The following is a 19,385-nucleotide window of genomic DNA, read 5'->3' on the forward strand; positions in this document are numbered from 1 at the left end:
ACAACACGATGAGAAAAACAGTTTTTTGTTTATTGATAGCAATATTATCACTAGGCGTATTTCCAAACACCTTAGCAGCATCTGAAAAAAACCCCACACACAGGACCACGAACACTAATGAAATTCCTGCTGAAGCAAAGCTTATGCTAGACCGCTTAAATGAAATTAAGGATATGGACAAATCCGATTTAAATCGTTCTGAAAGAAAAGAGTTAAGAGAAGAGCTTCGTACTATTAAAAAAACCATGAGAGCCAAAGGATATGGCCTTTATATATCTGGTAGTGCACTAATTATTATTCTGCTTTTAATTATTATCCTTTAATAATAATTCTATATACAAAAAAGCCCAATTGAATTCAATTGGGCTTTTGTTTTTTTAAAAGGCATAGCGCTGCGGGCCTCCACGCCTAATTTCTTCATTAGCATACGCTTCAAACTTTTTAAAGTTCTCACGAAATGCATTGGTTAGCTTAAAGGCCATTTTATAATAAGCTTCATCGTCATTCCATGTAGCCCTTGGGCTCAACACACTTGTTGGAACACCTGGGCACGCTCTAGGCTGTGCCACTCCAAATACCGAATGAATATGGTAAGTATCATAGGTATAAAGTCCCAATTCACCATTTAAAACAGCATTTATCATGGCTCTGGTATATTTTAGCTTCATACGGGTACCAACACCATAAGGCCCTCCAGTCCAACCTGTGTTAACCAACCAAACATTTACACCAGAATCCTTCATCTTTTTAATTAGCATTTCGGCATACTTAGTAGGATGTAACGGCATAAAAGGTGCTCCAAAGCAAGCTGAAAATGAAGGTACGGGCTCTACTACACCAGCTTCTGTTCCGGCCACTTTAGCCGTATAGCCCGATATAAAATGGTAAGCAGCCTGGCTGGGTGTTAGCTTAGAAATTGGAGGCAATACACCAAATGCATCTGCTGTTAAAAAGAATATATTCTTTGGATTTTTACCTATTGATGGTTTTTTAATGTTTTCAATGTGGTATATAGGATAACTTACACGTGTATTTTGCGTTATGGAAGTGTCTTCAAAATTTACATGTCCGTTGCCATCCAAAACAACATTTTCAAGAATGGCCCCCTTTTTAATGGCATCAAAAATTTCAGGTTCATTGTCTCTTGAAAGATTAATAACCTTAGCATAACAACCTCCTTCAAAATTAAATACAGTGTCTCTAGAGGTCCATCCATGCTCATCATCACCAATCAAACTTCTATTGGGGTCTGTAGACAAGGTAGTTTTTCCAGTACCTGATAATCCAAAGAAAATAGCCGTATCATCATCTTTACCAACATTAGCACTACAATGCATGGGCAAAGCGTCCTTAAATACAGGCAAAATAAAATTCAAGGCCGAAAAAATACCTTTCTTGATTTCCCCTGTATAACCCGTACCACCAATAAGCGCTATTTTTCTTGTAAAATTTAAAATAGCAAAGTTGTGCTGGCGGGTCCCATCTACTTCTGGATTCGCTTTAAAACCGGGCGCATTAACAACGGTCCACTCAGGGTCAAAATGCTCAAGCTCATCACTTGTGGGCCTTAAGAACATATTGTAAGCAAACTGATTGCTCCAAGGGTACTCATTAATAACACGAATGCTCATTTTATAATCATCATCGGCACATGCGTAACAATCCCTAACAAATATTTCTTTATTGGATAAATAATCGGTAACCTTATCATACAAAGCATCAAACTTATCTGCTTCAAACGGAATGTTGATATCTCCCCACCAAACGCGGTCACGGGTCACGTTATCTTTAACTATAAACCTATCTTTTGGCAACCTTCCTGTAAATTCACCTGTATTAACAGCTAAAGCCCCAGAAGAGGCTTCAACAGCTTGTCCTTTTTTTATAGCTATTTCATGTAGTTCATTTGGCGATAATTGGTACCTTATATCAGCATTTTTTATGCCATATTGTTTTAACGAAATCGTTTTCGTAATTTGATTATAATCTTCCATATTATGGTTTAAAATTATTAACACTGCAAAATTAGAACATTATTTTTAAAATACTATTTATTTTATAGTGTTTTAAGACCTATTTTTTACGAATTCAACAAGCAACAAAACCCAAGACATTATTAGGAGTAACCCTCCTATAGGTGTTACAAAACCAATAACCTTAAAGTCAAAGCTTGTCAACACGTTCGTTGCCAAACTATAAATAGATCCCGAAAAGAAAACAACCCCTATGGTAACTAAATAAAAAATTGCCTTTTTGGTTTTCTCTCTTATTAAAGAAGTACTCCCTACAAACAGTAAAAAAATAGCATGGTACATTTGATAACGCACTCCCGTTTCAAAAGTTTCAACAGCCTCGGCTGTAATCAACTGTTTTAAGCCATGAGCCCCAAAAGCCCCTAAAATGATACTGAGCAACCCTAAAAAAGACGCAGTAATTAAAATGGTTTTATTCATTATAATAAATTATTCTCAATAAATACTTTTAATATTTATTAAATTCGCAAAACTAAATGTTATTTTAGCACTCCATAAGTTCTAAGCAAAATTACTCAACAAAACTTTAATATGCGAAAGATTTTAGTTATTGGTTCAGGAAAATCCACATCCTATCTGTTACGATATTTAAAAGACAAGTCTGTTTCAGAAAACCTATTTATTACTGTTGCCGATTTAAATATTGAAATCGCTAAAAAACTAACAGGCAATCATTTAAACACCAAGGCAATGGCGTTGGATATTTTTGATGACAAAGCCCGTAAAGAAGCCATAAAAAATGCCGATATAGTTATTTCCATGCTACCGGCCCGTTTCCATATTGAAGTGGCAAAAGATTGTGTGCTTTTGGGGAAAAACATGGTTACGGCTTCTTATGTAAGCCCTGAAATGCAAGCATTAGATAAAGCCGCTAAGCAAAAGGGGTTGATTTTTATGAATGAAATTGGTGTAGACCCTGGTATTGACCACATGAGTGCCATGCAAGTTATAGATCGCATTCGTAGCCAAGGTGGAAACATTATTTTATTTGAATCGTTTACCGGTGGTTTAGTAGCTCCAGAAAGCGATAACAACCTTTGGAACTATAAGTTTACATGGAACCCTAGAAATGTTGTTATAGCTGGCCAAGGTGGCGCAGCGAAGTTTTTACAGGAGGGTACTTATAAATACATTCCTTATAACCGCCTATTTAGACGAACCGAGTTTTTGGATGTGGATAATTTTGGCCGCTTTGAAGTTTACGCCAACCGCGATTCTTTAAAATACCAGAGTGTTTACGGACTGCAAAATGCAAAAACCCTATATAGAGGTACCATTAGACGCGTAGGCTTTAGCCGGGCCTGGAATATCTTCGTGACTTTGGGCATGACAGATGATAGCTATACCCTGGATGATAGTGAAAATATGAGCTACCGCGATTTTGTCAATGCCTTTTTACCATATAGCCCTTCTGATTCGGTGGAGTTAAAACTTAGGCACCAATTAAAAATAGACCAAGACGACATTGTTTGGGACAAGTTGATAGAACTGGATATTTTTAGTGCGAAAAAGCGTGTTGAACTTAAAAAAGCAACCCCGGCGCAAATTCTTCAAAAAATATTAATGGATAGCTGGGAATTAGCCCCCAACGACAAGGATATGATTGTTATGTACCACAAATTTGGTTATGAAAAAGCTGGTAAAACATATCAAATTGATTCCAATATGGTTGTTTTGGGTGAAGATCAAACCTATACTGCTATGGCAAAAACAGTTGGTTTACCGGTTGCCATGGCTGCCCTTGCTATTTTAAACGGAACGATAAAAACACCTGGAGTGCAAATTCCTATTAACAAAGAAGTATACCAACCCATACTAAAAGCCTTAGAAGCTTACAATATATGTTTTATTGAAAAAGAAGTCCCTTATTTGGGCTATAATCCTTTAAACAGCTAATATTAATAGAAAGAATAATAGAAAGAAACTACATCTTCATTAACCAAGAACGCACATCTACTTCTTGTTTAATAATGTCTCTTAAATCGGTTATTTTTACGCGCTCCTGTTCCATAGAATCTCTGTGACGGATGGTCACAGTATCGTCTTCTAAGGTATCGTGGTCTACAGTAATACAAAAAGGTGTTCCGTTAGCATCTTGGCGTCGGTAACGTCTTCCAACCGCATCCTTTTCATCATAGTCCACATTAAAATCCCATTTTAAATCGTCCACAATCTTACGGGCTATTTCTGGTAGGCCATCCTTTTTAACCAATGGTAAAACCGCGGCTTTTACAGGAGCCAAAACACTTGGCAATTTTAAAACAGTTCGCGTAGTCCCATTGTCCAGTGCCTCTTCCACCAAAGAATTGGAAAATACCGCCAGGAACATCCTATCTAAACCAATAGAGGTTTCCAGTACATAGGGCACATAGCTTTTGTTTTCCTCGGGGTCAAAATATTGTAATTTTTTGCCAGAGTATTTTTCATGCTGACTTAAATCAAAATCTGTTCTGGAGTGAATCCCCTCCAATTCTTTAAATCCGAATGGAAACTTAAATTCAATATCGGCAGCAGCATCGGCATAATGGGCCAATTTTTCATGGTCATGGAAACGGTAAAGGTCTTCACCCATTCCCAATGATAAATGCCACTTCAATCGGGTGTCTTTCCAATGCTCATACCATTCCTTTTGGGTACCAGGCTTAATGAAAAATTGCATTTCCATCTGTTCAAACTCACGCATTCTAAAAATAAACTGTCTGGCAACAATTTCATTTCTAAAAGCTTTACCTGTTTGTGCTATACCAAACGGAATTTTTAAACGACTGGTTTTTTGAACATTCAAAAAGTTAACAAAAATACCCTGGGCTGTTTCTGGCCTTAAATACAAATCCATAGCATTCTCGGCAGAAGCACCAAGCTTGGTCCCAAACATTAAATTAAACTGCTTTACATCTGTCCAGTTTTTACTACCTGTTAATGGATCTGCAATTTCCAATTCTTCAATCAATGCTTTAACATCGGCTAAATCTTCATTTTCCAATGATTTTGCCATTCTTGAAAGCGTTGTATCAATTTTTTCTTGATAGCCTAAAACACGGGCATTTGTAGTAACAAATTCCGTTTTATTAAATGCATCCCCAAAGCGCTTTTCTGCTTTGGCAACTTCCTTATCTATTTTAGCTTCAATCTTGGCGCAGTAGTCCTCAATTAAAACATCTGCTCTATATCTTTTTTTAGAATCTTTATTGTCTATTAAAGGGTCGTTAAATGCATCAACGTGCCCAGAAGCCTTCCATGTGGTTGGGTGCATAAATATGGCGGCATCAATCCCCACAATATTATCATTCATCTGTACCATGGCTTTCCACCAGTAGTCACGAATGTTTTTCTTTAATTCTGCACCATTCTGTGCATAGTCGTAAACTGCACTTAATCCATCGTAGATTTCACTACTTTGAAACACGTAACCATACTCCTTAGCGTGAGAGATTACCTTTTTAAATTGATCGTCTTGATTTGCCATGGTGCAAAAATAAAAAACCACTTCAAACAAATTGGATTCTTTACTAAAAATTAAGTGTGCGAGTCATTTATTTTTTATTTTAGTTTACAAAATCCCATTTTAATGCCTCATGCTTAAATCGCTTATAAATTTATTTTTTCCAAAAGTCTGCTATGCCTGTCTCAACTTATTGCATGATAATGAAAAAATGCTCTGTACAAATTGCAGGCATGACCTACCTGTTACAAATTTTCATTTTAATAATGACCCCTCCGTTGAAAAAGTACTTTACGGACGTGCCAAAATTGAAAATGGCACAGCGCTCTTTAGGTTTGAAAAAAAGGGGTTGGTACAACAGCTTATCCATAATTTAAAGTACAAGGGCTATGAAAATATAGGCAACTTTTTGGGCATTTGGTTGGGTAACGAACTAAATAGCTTAGAAAACTATAAATCGGTAAACCTCGTTATACCTGTACCGCTTCACAAGAAAAAACTAAAAAAGCGCGGATACAACCAAGTGGCAAAATTTGGGCAACAAATTGCCAAGGCTTTAAATGCAGATTATAATGATGAGATCCTTATAAAAATAACCAATACCAAATCGCAAGTCAACAAAAAGCGCTTGGCCCGATGGCAAAATAATAACGAGCTGTTTGCAGCTAAACATTTAGACCAGATTGAGAATAAACACATTCTTTTGGTAGACGACATCATTACAACAGGTGCTACCTTAGAAGCTTGTGCAACCGTACTAAACCAAGCTAAAAACATAAAAATAAGTATTGCAACCATGGCAATAGCCTAAACAGTTAGTCGTTATATCTCTAAAATTATGTAGGTTTGTGGAATAATTTAAAATTGGTAATGTATAAAACCTTTTCAAAGTTTATTTTAATGGCACTTATAGGCTTGGTTTTGGCAAATTGTGCCAACCGTGGCAATCCAGAAGGCGGCCCTAAAGATGTTACACCTCCAAAAATTATTAAATCCATCCCCGAAAACTACACCACTAACTTTAAAGGCAAAGAAATTAGAGTGTATTTTGATGAGTATATTAAAATTAAGGACCTTCAAAAACAACTTATTATTTCACCGCCCATGAAAAACCAACCCGAAGTAACACCTTTGGGTGGTGCCAGTAAATACATTACCATTAAAATTTACGACACACTTCAACCCAATACAACATACGCCTTTAATTTTGGAAATAGTATAACCGATAATAATGAAGGGAATCCCTACCCGTATTATAGATATGTGTTTTCAACAGGGGATTATATCGATTCGCTCACTGTTAATGGTAATATTGTTGATGCCATATATAGAAAGCCCGAAACTTTTATAAATGTGGCACTTTACGAAGTTGATTCTACATTTAACGACTCTATAATCTATAAAGAAACCCCTAAATATATAACCAACACGTTAGATAGTGTTACAACATTTTCTATAGAAAACATTAAAGCTGGCAAGTATATGCTCATGGCTTTAAAAGATGGTAATGGCGATAACAAATTTCAGCAAAAAACCGATCAGATTGGGTTTTACAAAAGTTTTATTGAAGTGCCCACAGACTCTGTTTACACGCTTAGAATGTTTTCTGAGAATATCGATTTTAAAGCCGTTAGGCCGCTTATGGTTGCTGGCGAAAAAATTGCCTTTGGATATGAAGGAAGCTATGACCATGTAAAGATCAACATCCTTTCAGATACGCTTAGCAATCTTGAACACCGTATTACCAAAGACGAAAAGGCAGATACCCTCTATTACTGGTACAAACCCAAGTTGGAAGTTGATTCCTTGCGATTTAGAGTGTCTCACCCCACTTTCTCAAAGGATTACACTGTAAAAATAAGGAATCAAAAAAGAGATTCCTTAACTATAAAACCAGTGTCTTCAGGGTCTATAGACACACCATTTGAAATAAGAGGGAGCATTCCTTTTTCTTATTTTGATGCTTCCAAAGTAAGCCTCATAGATAAAGATTCTTTAAAAATTGATTTTAATACGGTATATGATTCCATTAATAACATATACACCTTCCATTTCAATAAGACCCTAGAGAATAGTTATAATCTAACGATACTACCTGAAACCTTTACAGACTTTTTTAATGATAAAAATGTAGATACCCTAAATTATACTATTAGAACCAAAAAAGCTTCAGATTTTGGTTTTGTAAGGTTTACGTTAGTAAACGCCAGTTATCCACTTATTATCCAACTAACAGCAGAAAATGGCACGGTAAAGGAGGAGCAATATGTAACAGAAGAAGGTACTGTAGACTTTTTAAACTTACCCCCTAGTGTCTATTTTATTAGGGTTATACACGATGCCAATGGCAATGGCAAGTACGATACGGGCAACTATCTTAAAAAAATACAGCCCGAGCGTGTTAGTCATTTTAAGGAAATTGAAGTAAGAGCCGATTGGGGTTATCCAGAAACACTCCAATTTATTGCAGAATAAAGGGGTCTTTATCCTGTAAAAACTTCAATTTGTTACGGTAATAGTTTATATGACTCCGCTCTAAGGCAACCACTTCTATTTGCTCTCTGTTAGGTTTTATGCTTGTTATAGCGTTTCCTAAAGTATCGTAAACGGCCGAGCTACCGGAATATTCATTTTGTGCTTCGTCCAGACCCACACGGTTAACGCCAACCACATAACTTACATTTTCTATGGCCCTTGCTTTTAATAGGGCATCCCAAGCTAAAATTCTTGGTTTTGGCCAATTGGCCACATAAATCAATACATCATAATTTTCAACATTCCTGGCCCATACGGGAAATCTTAAATCGTAACAAACCAAAGGGCAAATGCGCCAACCTTTATACTCTAAAACCACCTTTTTATGGCCCTTAGAAAACACTTTATCCTCCCCTGCCAATGTAAAGGTGTGCTTCTTGTCGTAAACGGTTGTAACACCATCGGGTTCAACAAAAAGCAGTCGGTTGTAATATTTTTTATCTTCAACAATAATCAAACTACCAACTATGGCTGCGCCTGTTTTTGCGGCCATTTTTTGCATCCACAACACCGTTTTTCCATCCATTGTTTCGGCCACAGCAGCGGCATTCATAGTAAATCCCGTAGAAAACATTTCAGGAAGCACTACAACATCAAAGGCTTCTGTAATACCCTCTATTTTCTCTTCAAAATCTTTACGGTTTTGTTTAGGGTTTTCCCATACCAAATCAGATTGAATTAAAGCAACTTTAAGCTGTTCTTGCATATGTTTATTTAGTTTTTAAAGTGTCAAAAATATTTAAACCTGTCTATTACAAAATTACAAATTATGGCTTTGCTTCGTAAAGACTATACGACTAACTACGTATAGGCTATACGCAGGCGGCGTTTGGTCTATACGCTTAAAGGCAAATAGGCTACTACTCGTGTGTGTAGCACACCACTTCCCCCTCGTGTAGTGACCTACTTCCCTAGGGAGAAGTGGTCTACTTTTCTCAAACAAGTGCCATGCATTAAATAATTTCCATTTTCTTGAGTAAAAAAGAGGCATTCATGTTTTTGCAAATGCCTTCCTTTAACGTATAATCAAAATAGAGCTCATCATCAATAATTTCAGCATCAAAGTAATAGTTCTTAATAGCTTTTTGGTCTTTTTCTATCTCACACAAACTTAAATCGTGTGTTGCGATGATGCCAGTGGCATGATGGGCCACCAATTTTTCTACAAACTGGCGAGAACCAATGGCTTTATCAGTACTGTTGGTCCCCTTTAAAATTTCATCCAAAACAATAAAATAAGGGGCTTTTTTAATAGCTTCAACTATATATTTTAATCGGGTTAATTCTGAAAAGAAATACGAACTATCATCTGTTAACGAATCGGTGGTTCGCATACTGGTAATTAGTCTAACTGGCGAATACACACTTGCTTTGGCACAAACAGGCAAACCCATATTGGCCATAACTATATGCAATGATACCGTTCGTAAAAAAGTGCTTTTCCCTGCCATATTTGCGCCAGTTACTATAAAAAACTGCTCATTGTGAATCGTTACATCACTTGCTACACGTTTTTCTTTATTTAGCAAGGGGTGTCCCAAACTTTCCGCTTTTATCACTGTGCGGGTATTTACAATTTCAGGAAACACAAAATCGGGATGGTTAAAGGCAAAATTTCCCAAGGCATTATACGCATCAAAAAACGAAACCACTTCAAACCATTCTGCCACTTTATCGGCATGCGCTTTTATCCATTGCTCAATGTGATAGCTGTTTTTTATATCAGACAATGCCAAACCGTTCCCAAAAACAGCAGCAATTAAGTTGTTTCTATTATCTAAAGCATCCAACGCTTTTGATAGGTCTTTAAAAATAACAGATGCTTTTTTTCCTTCTTGCTGAATAGCTTGTTGCTTATGCTGCAACAATTTTGATGTAAATGATTCCTTTTCAATCAAATTTAAAAGCAGGGCGTACTGCTTGAAGGTCTCTTTTACTTTGTCAGAATTGGAAGATAACTGGTTTATCTTCTTTACAAAACGTCCTGTTATGCCCAATCCAATAAGCAGCCAATACCCTATAAATGCTGGAGGTATTATATTAAATATTGTAAGTCCCAATAACAGGCTTGATGCTATGGCAAACACTATGGGCAAAAACCGCATAACGCTTGGCAAAAAAGGTTTGTAGCCTTGCAACCATGCTATGATTTGTACAGCTGGAGTTTCTACCGATACCAAACTGGATGTAGCCGCATAATGTTGGCGCCATTTTGGTTTAGAACTTAACACTTTTATAGCCTCTTGGCGTGCCACAATACCCTCAATATCATTTGCTTTTAAGGCATCCGCCAGCTTTTGGGCACCTTCTTTACTGGTTGTTCGGTTCATGTACTGGTAAAACGACCCATGCCCAAACAAATCAATATCCAAACTGTAAAAGTGGTTAGGGTCTTGAAATTGCAACCCTTCATCCCTGCTAAAAAAGTCTCCTGAAATTATCTGTATCTCTGCCTCATTAATTGCCACCAAAGCCTCATTAAATTTTCTTTTGGCCTTAGCATCATTATATAAAGACAGGACATATAAAAACACAGCACTACCCAAAACACCAATTACGACGGCTACTTGCCAATAACCAAAACTTAAATAAATGCCTAAGCCAGTTAAGGCAAATATCAATACTCTTACGGTACTTAGCCCTGTCATACGCCTATAAAACTTTTGTACTTGGGTTTTATATTGCGCTAAGTGCTTTTTGTAATATGCTAATGGATGTTCCATGTTATTTTGATTGAAAAAGTAAAGAAACAAAAAAGCCCTGAACTTGCTCAGGGCTTTTAATTTATATTTAACATTGTTAATCTCTTCCTCCTAGAACTTGAAGTGCCCAATACACTAAAGATGCTAGGGCACCTATGGCGGCCACCAAATAGGTTCTAGCGGCCCATTTAAGGGCCTCTTCCGAGCCGGCATATTCTTGTTGCGACACCATGTTTTTATTTTTTAACCATGCCAGGGCCCGGTTACTGGCATCATATTCTACTGGAAGTGTAATAAAACTGAAAAGGGTAGCAAACCCCATCATGAGCAATCCTGCAACGGCAATATAATATCCTAAGCCAAATCCTGCAGCGGCCCCCAGTATTAAACCTCCAAGAACAACCCATTGCGACATTCCGGAAGTTACACTAACAACGGGTACTAATGCCGAGCGCATTTGCAACCAACTGTAGGCTTTAGCATGCTGTACAGCATGACCACATTCGTGGGCAGCAACAGCTGCTGCAGCTGCGTTACGTTGGTTATAAACAGACTCGCTTAAATTAACCGTTTTGTTTTTTGGATTGTAATGATCGGTTAAGCGCCCAGGTGTTGATATCACTTTTACATCATAAATACCGTGATCTGCCAACATTTTTTCGGCTATCTCGGCACCACTCATGCCATTACGTAATTGCACCTTAGAGTATTTATCAAATTTACGCTTTAGCGTACTGCTCACCATCCAACTTATAAGGGTTATCCCGCCCAACAATATATAATATCCAATCATTTTTTTGCTTTTATCGTTTATGAATTAAATATATCAAAAATAAAGCCAGTTTTAAATAGATGTAATTATGTCATAAATCCCCTTTTAAATGACAAAACGCTGTTTAAAAGTATTTTATTAAACAGCGTCTTTACAGTTAATTATGGGAATCACTACTATGCCTCGGCAAACTCTAAATCGAAGGCCTCGGCAATTTCTTTATAAACAATTTTACCATGAACAATATTTAACCCTTTAGCTAAAGATGGATTTTGTTCACATGCTTTCTCCCAACCTTCATTGGCTAACTTAATAACGTATGGCAAGGTAACATTTGTTAAGGCCATGGTAGAAGTATAAGGTACAGCTCCTGGCATATTGGCCACACTATAATGTACTACCTCATCAATAATGTAAGTTGGCTCTTGGTGGGTTGTTGGTCTTGTTGTTTCAAAACAACCGCCTTGGTCTACAGCAACATCTACCATTACGGTACCAGGACGCATCTCTTTTAGCATGTCCTTGGTAATTAATTTAGGTGCTTTAGCGCCTTTAATTAGTACACCACCAATAATTAAATCGGAATCTTTAATATGCTTTCTAATATTGTATTCGCTAGAAAATTCACTAATAACGTTATTGGGCATTACATCGCTAACATAACGCAACTGCTTCATGTTAATGTCCATGATAAAAACATTGGCACCCAATCCAGCAGCCATTCTAGCGGCTTGAATACCAACTACACCAGCTCCTAAAATTAAAACCTTGGCCGGTGGCACACCTGGTACACCACCAAGTAAAATACCACGCCCCATAATAGGCTTTTCTAGATATTTGGCACCTTGTTGAATGGACATTCTTCCTGCCACTTCAGACATCGGTATCAATAACGGCAAAGTTCCATCGGCATCTTCTACAGTTTCATAAGCAATACATACCGAATTGCTTTCAATCATGGCATTGGTAAGTGCTTCACTTGAAGCAAAATGAAAATACGTGAACACAACCTGATTGGGTTTAATTAAACTGTACTCTTCTTCAATAGGTTCTTTTACCTTAACAATCATCTCGGCCACATCGTATATTTCTTCAATAGTTTCTAAAATAGTAGCGCCTGCACCCGTATAATCTTCATCTAAAAAACCACTGTTATATCCCGCATTTTTTTGTACATAAACGGTATGGTTTCTTTTGGTAAGCTCAAACACCCCAGAAGGTGTCATGCCTACTCTATTCTCGTTATTTTTAATTTCAATAGGAACACCAATTATCATATGCTTCTTTTTATTGTTTTTAAATATTCACAAGGAACACCTACTTAAATTTTTTTAATTGATTTTAAACACATACAAAAGTAATTTATTGCGTTTAATTTCAGGGCACAAATCTCCGTTTTATTTGAAATATTGCTAACGTATTTAACGTTTTATTAGCAATTAAATAAAATATATCGATTTACTAGGAATTTGTTACATATTATTCAACAGGACATACTAGATGCTAATGGCGCTATCGTTTATGATATTTTACTTTAAAATACACGAGTATAAATGCAGAAACAATGGTAATGGCATTTGCAAAGATTATGGACGGACTTTCTTTTAAAAAGCCATAGACCAACCACATAAAAACGCCAACAAAAAACAGGAGTAACATGGGCAAAGACAAGCCCGAAACGTCTTTGGTTTGCCACGTTTTATATACTTGGGGTAAAAAGGCAGCTGTTGTAAGTATAGCTGCAATAAATCCAATAATCTCCATATTTATCCAACGATATTGACAATCTTACCGGGAACTACAATTACCTTTTTAGGGGTACGCCCTTGCAACTGTTCTTGTGTTTTTTCATGTGCCAATACAGTTTCTTCTATAGCTTCTTTACTCATATCTAATGGTAATTCTAATGTAAATCGCATTTTTCCATTAAATGAGATGGGATAGTTTTTTGAACTTTCTACTAAATAGCTTTCATCAAACGCTGGAAACGCTGCTATTGAAATGGATGTATTGTGTCCTAATTGTTGCCACAATTCTTCTGCAATGTGCGGCGCATAGGGCGATATTAAAATCAATAAAGGCTCTAAAATGGCTTTACTAGTGCACTTTTGGGCCGTGAGCTCGTTAACCGCAATCATAAAAGTAGATACCGAAGTGTTGAATGAGAAATTTTCAATATCTTCCTGCACCTTCTTAATGGTTTTGTGCAGGGTTTTCAAGGCTTCGCTACTTGGTGCAGCGTCAGAAACGTTTAACCCATTGGCTCCTACATATAGTTTCCAAAGCTTTTTAAGGAAACCATGCACCCCAGTGATGCCTGCTGTGTTCCAGGGTTTGTATTGTTCTAAAGGCCCTAGAAACATTTCGTATAGGCGTAGGCTATCGGCACCGTATTGTTCACAAATTTGGTCGGGATTTACGACGTTGTATTTGGATTTGGACATTTTTTCAACATCGCGACCTACTTTATAAACACCTGATTCTAAAACAAACTCGGCATCCTTAAACTCGTCACGCCAGTTTTTAAAGGCTTCTATGTCCAATTCATCGGATGCATTTACAAAAGACACATCAGCATGAATAGCTTGTACCTTTTCATCTTTAACAAGACCTTTAGACAAAAATTTATTTTCGCCTTCTACCCTGTAAACAAACGCACTAGTCCCCAAAATCATACCTTGGTTAATCAGTTTTTTAGCATATTCATCAACAGGTACAAGGCCTTTGTCAAACAAAAATTTCTGCCAAAAGCGCGAATACAGTAAATGTCCAGTAGCATGCTCGCTCCCGCCTATGTACAGGTCTACATCTTTCCAGTAGTTCAAAGCTTCTGGACTGGCAAAGGCGTTGTTATTATGGGCGTCCATGTAGCGGTTAAAATACCACGAACTGCCTGCCCATCCGGGCATGGTGTTTAGTTCTAATGGAAACACAGTAGTATGGTTAATTTTGTTATTCTCTACTACAGTGTTTGTCTCAATGTCCCAAGCCCAAACAGTAGCGTTTCCCAATGGGGGCTCGCCTGTTTCGGTAGGTAAATATTTTTCTACTTTCGGCAATTTAATGGGTAAATGCTCGGTAGCTATCATTTGCGGCATGCCATTCACATAGTATACAGGGAAAGGTTCACCCCAATAACGTTGGCGACTAAACACAGCATCGCGTAAACGGTAATTGGTTTTCCCTTGGCCTTGTCCAATGGCTTCTAAAGCTTCAATAATCTTTTGGGTAGCTTCTTTATATGATAGACCGTTTAGGAAATCGCTGTTAGCAATAATGGTTTTCTCTTTATCGGCAAAAGCTTCTTCTGAAATATCCACACCTTCAAAAATATTGGGAATTGGAATATTGAAATGTTTAGCAAAATCATAATCCCGTTGGTCGCCACAAGGCACAGACATTACAGCGCCGGTACCGTAGCCAGCCAATACATAATCGCCAATCCACACAGGAATGGGGGCTTTGGTAAATGGATGCTCTACATAAGCGCCGGTAAAGGCGCCGGTAATGGTTTTTACATCGGCCATCCTGTCTCGTTCACTGCGTTTTGCCGTTGCTTCTATATAGGCTTCTACTTCGGCCTTTTGCTCTGGTGTCGTGATTTTTGAAACCAATTCATGTTCGGGCGCCAAGGTCATGAAACTCACACCAAAGATGGTATCGGGCCGAGTGGTGAATACTGAAATTCTGAATTCAGAATTCTGAATTTTGAATTCCACCTGCGCTCCCACAGATTTCCCTATCCAGTTACGCTGACTTTCCTTTAAGGAATCTGTCCAATCTATGGTCTCCAATCCTTGAAGTAAACGTTCTGCATAGGCCGAGATACGCATACTCCACTGGGTCATTTTTTTTCTAATTACCGGATGGCCTCCACGCTCGGAAACGCCATTTACAATTTCATCATTCGCCAATACTGTTCCCAATGCTGGGCACCAGTTCACTTCGGTTTCAGCTAAATAGGTCAATCGATATTGTAATAATATTTCCTGTTGCTTTACAGTGTTAAACCCATTCCAGGCTTCTGCTGAAAACACCTCAACGGCATCATCGCACACGGCGTTAACATGGGCATTACCTTGAGAAGCAAACATGCTTATTAAGGTTTCTATAGATTCTGCCTTATCACTATCCTTGTTATACCAAGACTCAAACAGTTGAATAAAAATCCATTGGGTCCATTTATAATAATCAGGATCCGATGTGCGTACTTCGCGCGACCAATCAAACGAAAAGCCAATCTGATCTAGTTGACGGCGGTAGGTCTTTATATTTGCCTCGGTTGTCAATGCAGGATGTTGCCCCGTTTGTATGGCATATTGCTCAGCAGGCAACCCAAAACTATCATAACCCTGCGGATGCAATACATTAAATCCTTGATGGCGCTTGTAACGGGCATAAATATCAGAAGCAATATACCCTAATGGGTGCCCCACATGCAAACCTGCACCACTTGGGTAAGGAAACATATCCAACACATAATACTTGGGTTTTTCTGAGTTATTCTCAGCTTTAAACGTTTGGTTTTCTGCCCAATATTTTTGCCATTTGGCTTCTATCTCGTTGAAATTGTACTGCATGGTAAAGTTTTCCGCTTTTGAAAGCGCAAATTTACGTTTTCTAAAGAAAACAGAAAGGGTTTTGTTGCTATAGTTTTGCTTAAAGTGACTAGAGTGCCTTAAGTTATTGGATTCAATAGCAATCAGGACATAAAATATATGTTGTTAGTGGGTTGCGTTTAAAAAGCAATTTGTAATTTCGCCGTATTAACATATTTCCTGAATTTGATAAAAAATACCACCAAAGCCCATTTGGCATTGTTAGGAACCAATGTTATTTATGGTGCCAATTACATGATTGCCAAGGGCATTATGCCAGATAAGATAAACCCATCTGCTATGGTATTAATTCGTCTGATATCTTGTACCCTTTTATTTTGGATCATTAAATTTCTATTTGTTAAGGAATCTATTGATCGGAAAGATTTATTCAAACTAGCACTTTGTGGCTTTCTTGGGGCTGCTGCCAACCAATTATTGTTTTTTTATGGTATTAGTTTAACATCACCTATTGATGCTTCTATTATCATGACCACAACCCCGGTTATTGTTTTGGTGTTTAGCTATCTTATTCTTAAAGAATCCATTACCAAAAATAAATTACTAGGCATTATTATTGGAGGCATTGGCGCTATTGCCCTTATCTTGTATGGTAATACAGCCGTTGGCAATAGTTCTTTTTTAGGAAACTTGTTTGTGCTATTAAATGCTTGTAGTTATGGCCTATACCTTATTGTGGCTAAAACACTCATGAAAAAATACCATGCCTTAACAGTTATTAGTTGGATATTTTTATTCGGACTTTTTTATGTTTTCCCCATCGGTATTAATAATTTACTTGCTACCGATTTTGAAGCTTTTACCCTGGGCACCTACTTATCTGTAGGCTATATTTTATTGTTTACAACCTTTTTTGCTTACTTGTTTAATGTGTATGCACTTAATTACTTATCGCCATCGGTAAATAGCAGTTATATATACCTGCAACCCGTTGTTAGTTTTGTTATGGTAAGCTTTTATGCCTATGTGCTCATGAGTAGTGAATACACCCAAGATATTGGCATTGTAAAAATATTAAGTTGCTTAATGGTTATTATAGGCGTGTATATTATTAGCAAGCCAAAAAAAAAAGATCTAAACAAGCTTAACAATAAATAACGATATTGAAAGTTTAAACATTTAACTTTTAAACTTTAAAACTTAAATATTATTTTTACGTCAATAATCTTATATATATGAGTTCATCCTTTGAGAAACATCAAAAACGCAGACTAATTTCATCCTATTTCTCAGTAGTACTGAGTATTGCTTTGGTGTTATTTTTATTAGGATTATTGGGCATGCTGGTTTTAAATGCCAAAAAGGTGTCTGACCATTTTAAAGAACAAGTGGTTTTAACCATCTACTTAAAAGACTCGGCTAAAGAAGTTGAAATTAAACAACTTGAAAAGGGCTTAACAATGGCAGACTATGTTAAATCTACCGAATATGTTTCTAAAGAACAGGCCGCCGAATTTATGAAAGCCGAAAATGGCGAGGACTTCATGGACTTTTTGGGCTATAACCCACTGCAAAACTCCATAGATGTCCATTTAAAAGCTGATTTTGTGACTTCAGAACGCCTTGAGAAAATATCGGCCGAAGCTGCTGCCAAGGACTTTGTAGAGGAAGTAACTTATGATAATGATCTGGTAAACCTAATGAACGACAACGTTAAAAAAATCAGTTTTTGGGTGTTGGTCATTAGTGGTATTTTCACGCTTATTGCTGTGTTGCTGATTAACAGTTCCATTAGGCTGGCTGTTTACTCTAAACGGTTTACCATTAAAACCATGCAAATGGTGGGGGCCACTAAACAGTTTATTAGACGCCCCTTTGTTTGGAAAAGTGTTCGCTTGGGGGTTATTGGCGCTGTTTTAGCTTTAATAGGCATGGCTATTGTGCTGTATTATGTTAACAGAACCTTCCCAGACCTCGGGCTACTAAACACTCCTATTTTAATTGTATTCCTTTTTACCTTTGTATTTGCCCTGGGCATCATGATTACCTGGATAAGCACCCATATTGCCACACAGCGCTTTTTGAACTTGCGTACAGATGAACTTTATTATTAGCTGTTGGCTGTTGGATATTGGCTGCTAGCTTCTGGCTAAAGGCTAAAGGCTAAAGGCTAAAGGCTAAAGGCTAAAGAAAAATAAAATTAACATACGCTTTTTAAATAAAAATATTAATTTGCACCATCACTTATAAATCGATTATGGGAGAACAAAAACGAAAAGAAGCCACAAAAAGTGTGTTTATATTTGGAAAGAAAAACTATAAATTCATGTTTATTGGCCTTGCTTGTATTGCATTGGGTTTTATTTTAATGGCCGGAGGGGGCAGTGACGATCCCAATGTTTTTAATCCTGAAATCTTTAGTTTTAGACGCATACGCTTAGCGCCCATGTTGGTTCTTATTGGGTTTGGCATTCAAGTCTATGCCATTTTATTGAACCCTGATAAGCAGTAATGGATACTATTGATGCTATTATCCTTGGTATTATTCAAGGACTTACTGAATTTTTACCTGTGTCGTCCAGCGGCCATTTAGAATTGGGCAAAGCCATTTTGGGCGACCATTCCATGCCTCAAGACAGCTTATTATTTACTGTTGTTCTACACTTTGCTACCGCATTAAGCACCTTGGTTGTATTTAGAAAGGACATCTTAGCCTTAATTAAAGGGGTTTTACAGTTTAAGTGGAACGACGATTTACAATTTATTGCAAAAATTGCCCTTTCTATGATTCCCGCTGTTGTAGTAGGCTTATTTTTTGAGGAACAACTGGAACAGCTTTTTGGAGGCAACATCCTGTTGGTGGGCGCCATGCTTATTATTACAGCAGTGCTCTTGTTTCTTGCTGATAGGGCAAAGGATACCCAAAAAAAAGTGTCTTTTAAAAATGCTTTTGTTATAGGTATTTCACAAGCCATAGCCATGCTACCGGGCATATCCCGATCTGGCGCAACCATTTCAACTTCAGTATTATTGGGAAATGACAAAACGAAAGCAGCGCGTTTTTCGTTTTTAATGGTAGTTCCCTTAATATTTGGTAAAATTGCTAAAGATATTTTAAGTGGTGATCTTAATTACCAAAGCAACAATTTTATGGCCCTTTCCATTGGCTTTGTAGCAGCCTTTATTGCGGGGTTATTTGCCTGTACCTGGATGATAGCCCTTGTAAAAAAGAGCAAGCTTACTTATTTTGCCATTTACTGTGCTATTGTTGGCATGATTGCCATCGGGTTTGCTTTGTTTGTTGAATGATTAAATTATTGGATTACTAACAAATAAACAACT

General features: G+C 37.3%; 17 protein-coding genes. 8 read left to right on the top strand and 9 right to left on the bottom strand.

Features of this window, described 5'->3' with window-relative positions:
- The first annotated feature begins 8 nt into the window (after positions 1-8).
- Positions 9-323 carry a hypothetical protein gene (locus tag AC5SR4_RS04430; protein ID WP_495358329.1) on the top strand — a complete coding sequence of 105 codons (315 nt, stop codon included), beginning with the start codon at positions 9-11 and terminating at the stop codon, positions 321-323.
- A gap of 54 nt (positions 324-377) precedes the next feature.
- On the opposite strand, the gene pckA is transcribed toward AC5SR4_RS04430, so the two are convergent.
- Both pckA and AC5SR4_RS04440 read right to left on the bottom strand, forming a co-directional pair.
- Entirely contained in the window at positions 378-1,994 is a 1,617-nt protein-coding gene (gene pckA / locus AC5SR4_RS04435; protein WP_495358330.1) for a phosphoenolpyruvate carboxykinase (ATP), read from the bottom strand.
- A gap of 72 nt (positions 1,995-2,066) precedes the next feature.
- Complete coding sequence (locus AC5SR4_RS04440; RefSeq protein WP_495358331.1) at positions 2,067-2,453, bottom strand: DUF423 domain-containing protein; 387 nt, start codon at positions 2,451-2,453, stop codon at positions 2,067-2,069.
- Positions 2,454-2,543: 90 nt separating this feature from the next.
- Here AC5SR4_RS04440 and AC5SR4_RS04445 point away from each other — a divergent pair, with 90 nt between their 5' ends.
- On the top strand, positions 2,544-3,929 hold the full coding sequence (locus AC5SR4_RS04445) for a saccharopine dehydrogenase family protein (protein WP_495359157.1): 1,386 nt from the start codon (positions 2,544-2,546) through the stop codon (positions 3,927-3,929).
- A gap of 28 nt (positions 3,930-3,957) precedes the next feature.
- On the opposite strand, the gene AC5SR4_RS04450 is transcribed toward AC5SR4_RS04445, so the two are convergent.
- Complete coding sequence (locus AC5SR4_RS04450; protein ID WP_495358332.1) at positions 3,958-5,499, bottom strand: glycine--tRNA ligase; 1,542 nt, start codon at positions 5,497-5,499, stop codon at positions 3,958-3,960.
- A gap of 109 nt (positions 5,500-5,608) precedes the next feature.
- Between AC5SR4_RS04450 and AC5SR4_RS04455 the strand changes: the two genes are divergently transcribed.
- Together AC5SR4_RS04455 and AC5SR4_RS04460 are read left to right on the top strand one after the other, a co-directional pair.
- Positions 5,609-6,286, top strand: coding sequence for a ComF family protein (locus AC5SR4_RS04455; protein WP_495358333.1), 678 nt, complete (start codon positions 5,609-5,611; stop codon positions 6,284-6,286).
- Positions 6,287-6,345: 59 nt separating this feature from the next.
- Complete coding sequence (locus AC5SR4_RS04460) at positions 6,346-7,950, top strand: Ig-like domain-containing protein (RefSeq protein ID WP_495358334.1); 1,605 nt, start codon at positions 6,346-6,348, stop codon at positions 7,948-7,950.
- On the opposite strand, the gene AC5SR4_RS04465 is transcribed toward AC5SR4_RS04460, so the two are convergent.
- From AC5SR4_RS04465 to leuS, 6 genes are all read right to left on the bottom strand, one after another.
- Positions 7,937-8,716 carry an amidohydrolase gene (locus AC5SR4_RS04465; RefSeq protein ID WP_495358335.1) on the bottom strand — a complete coding sequence of 260 codons (780 nt, stop codon included), beginning with the start codon at positions 8,714-8,716 and terminating at the stop codon, positions 7,937-7,939. The genes AC5SR4_RS04460 and AC5SR4_RS04465 overlap by 14 nt on opposite strands.
- 247 nt (positions 8,717-8,963) lie before the next feature.
- The gene (locus AC5SR4_RS04470) at positions 8,964-10,733 is read right to left on the bottom strand and encodes a MutS-related protein (RefSeq protein ID WP_495358336.1); all 1,770 of its coding nucleotides are present in this window, start codon (positions 10,731-10,733) and stop codon (positions 8,964-8,966) included.
- A 76-nt stretch (positions 10,734-10,809) separates the two neighbouring features.
- Positions 10,810-11,505, bottom strand: coding sequence for a zinc metallopeptidase (locus AC5SR4_RS04475; protein ID WP_495358337.1), 696 nt, complete (start codon positions 11,503-11,505; stop codon positions 10,810-10,812).
- Positions 11,506-11,660: 155 nt separating this feature from the next.
- Positions 11,661-12,761: an alanine dehydrogenase gene (ald, locus tag AC5SR4_RS04480; RefSeq protein WP_495358338.1), complete on the bottom strand. Its 1,101-nt coding sequence runs from the start codon at positions 12,759-12,761 to the stop codon at positions 11,661-11,663.
- A gap of 235 nt (positions 12,762-12,996) precedes the next feature.
- A complete protein-coding gene (locus AC5SR4_RS04485) occupies positions 12,997-13,248 on the bottom strand; it encodes a SemiSWEET family sugar transporter (RefSeq protein WP_495358339.1) in 252 nt (83 codons plus the stop codon).
- 2 nt (positions 13,249-13,250) lie between these two features.
- Positions 13,251-16,064, bottom strand: coding sequence for a leucine--tRNA ligase (gene leuS, locus AC5SR4_RS04490; protein WP_495358340.1), 2,814 nt, complete (start codon positions 16,062-16,064; stop codon positions 13,251-13,253).
- A gap of 204 nt (positions 16,065-16,268) precedes the next feature.
- On the opposite strand from leuS, the gene AC5SR4_RS04495 reads away from it, so the two are divergent.
- The 4 genes from AC5SR4_RS04495 (at position 16,269) to AC5SR4_RS04510 (ending at position 19,352) form a co-directional block, all read left to right on the top strand.
- Positions 16,269-17,201 (top strand): DMT family transporter, encoded by a 933-nt coding sequence (locus AC5SR4_RS04495; RefSeq protein WP_495358341.1) that lies wholly within the window; start codon positions 16,269-16,271, stop codon positions 17,199-17,201.
- A gap of 77 nt (positions 17,202-17,278) precedes the next feature.
- Positions 17,279-18,157 carry a cell division protein FtsX gene (locus AC5SR4_RS04500; protein ID WP_495358342.1) on the top strand — a complete coding sequence of 293 codons (879 nt, stop codon included), beginning with the start codon at positions 17,279-17,281 and terminating at the stop codon, positions 18,155-18,157.
- Between the two features lie 143 nt (positions 18,158-18,300).
- Positions 18,301-18,555, top strand: coding sequence for a DUF3098 domain-containing protein (locus AC5SR4_RS04505; protein WP_495358343.1), 255 nt, complete (start codon positions 18,301-18,303; stop codon positions 18,553-18,555).
- A complete protein-coding gene (locus AC5SR4_RS04510) occupies positions 18,555-19,352 on the top strand; it encodes an undecaprenyl-diphosphate phosphatase (protein ID WP_495358344.1) in 798 nt (265 codons plus the stop codon). The genes AC5SR4_RS04505 and AC5SR4_RS04510 overlap by 1 nt, the downstream gene beginning before the upstream one ends.
- Positions 19,353-19,385 lie beyond the last annotated feature (33 nt).

Source organism: Aestuariibaculum scopimerae (assembly GCF_059428085.1).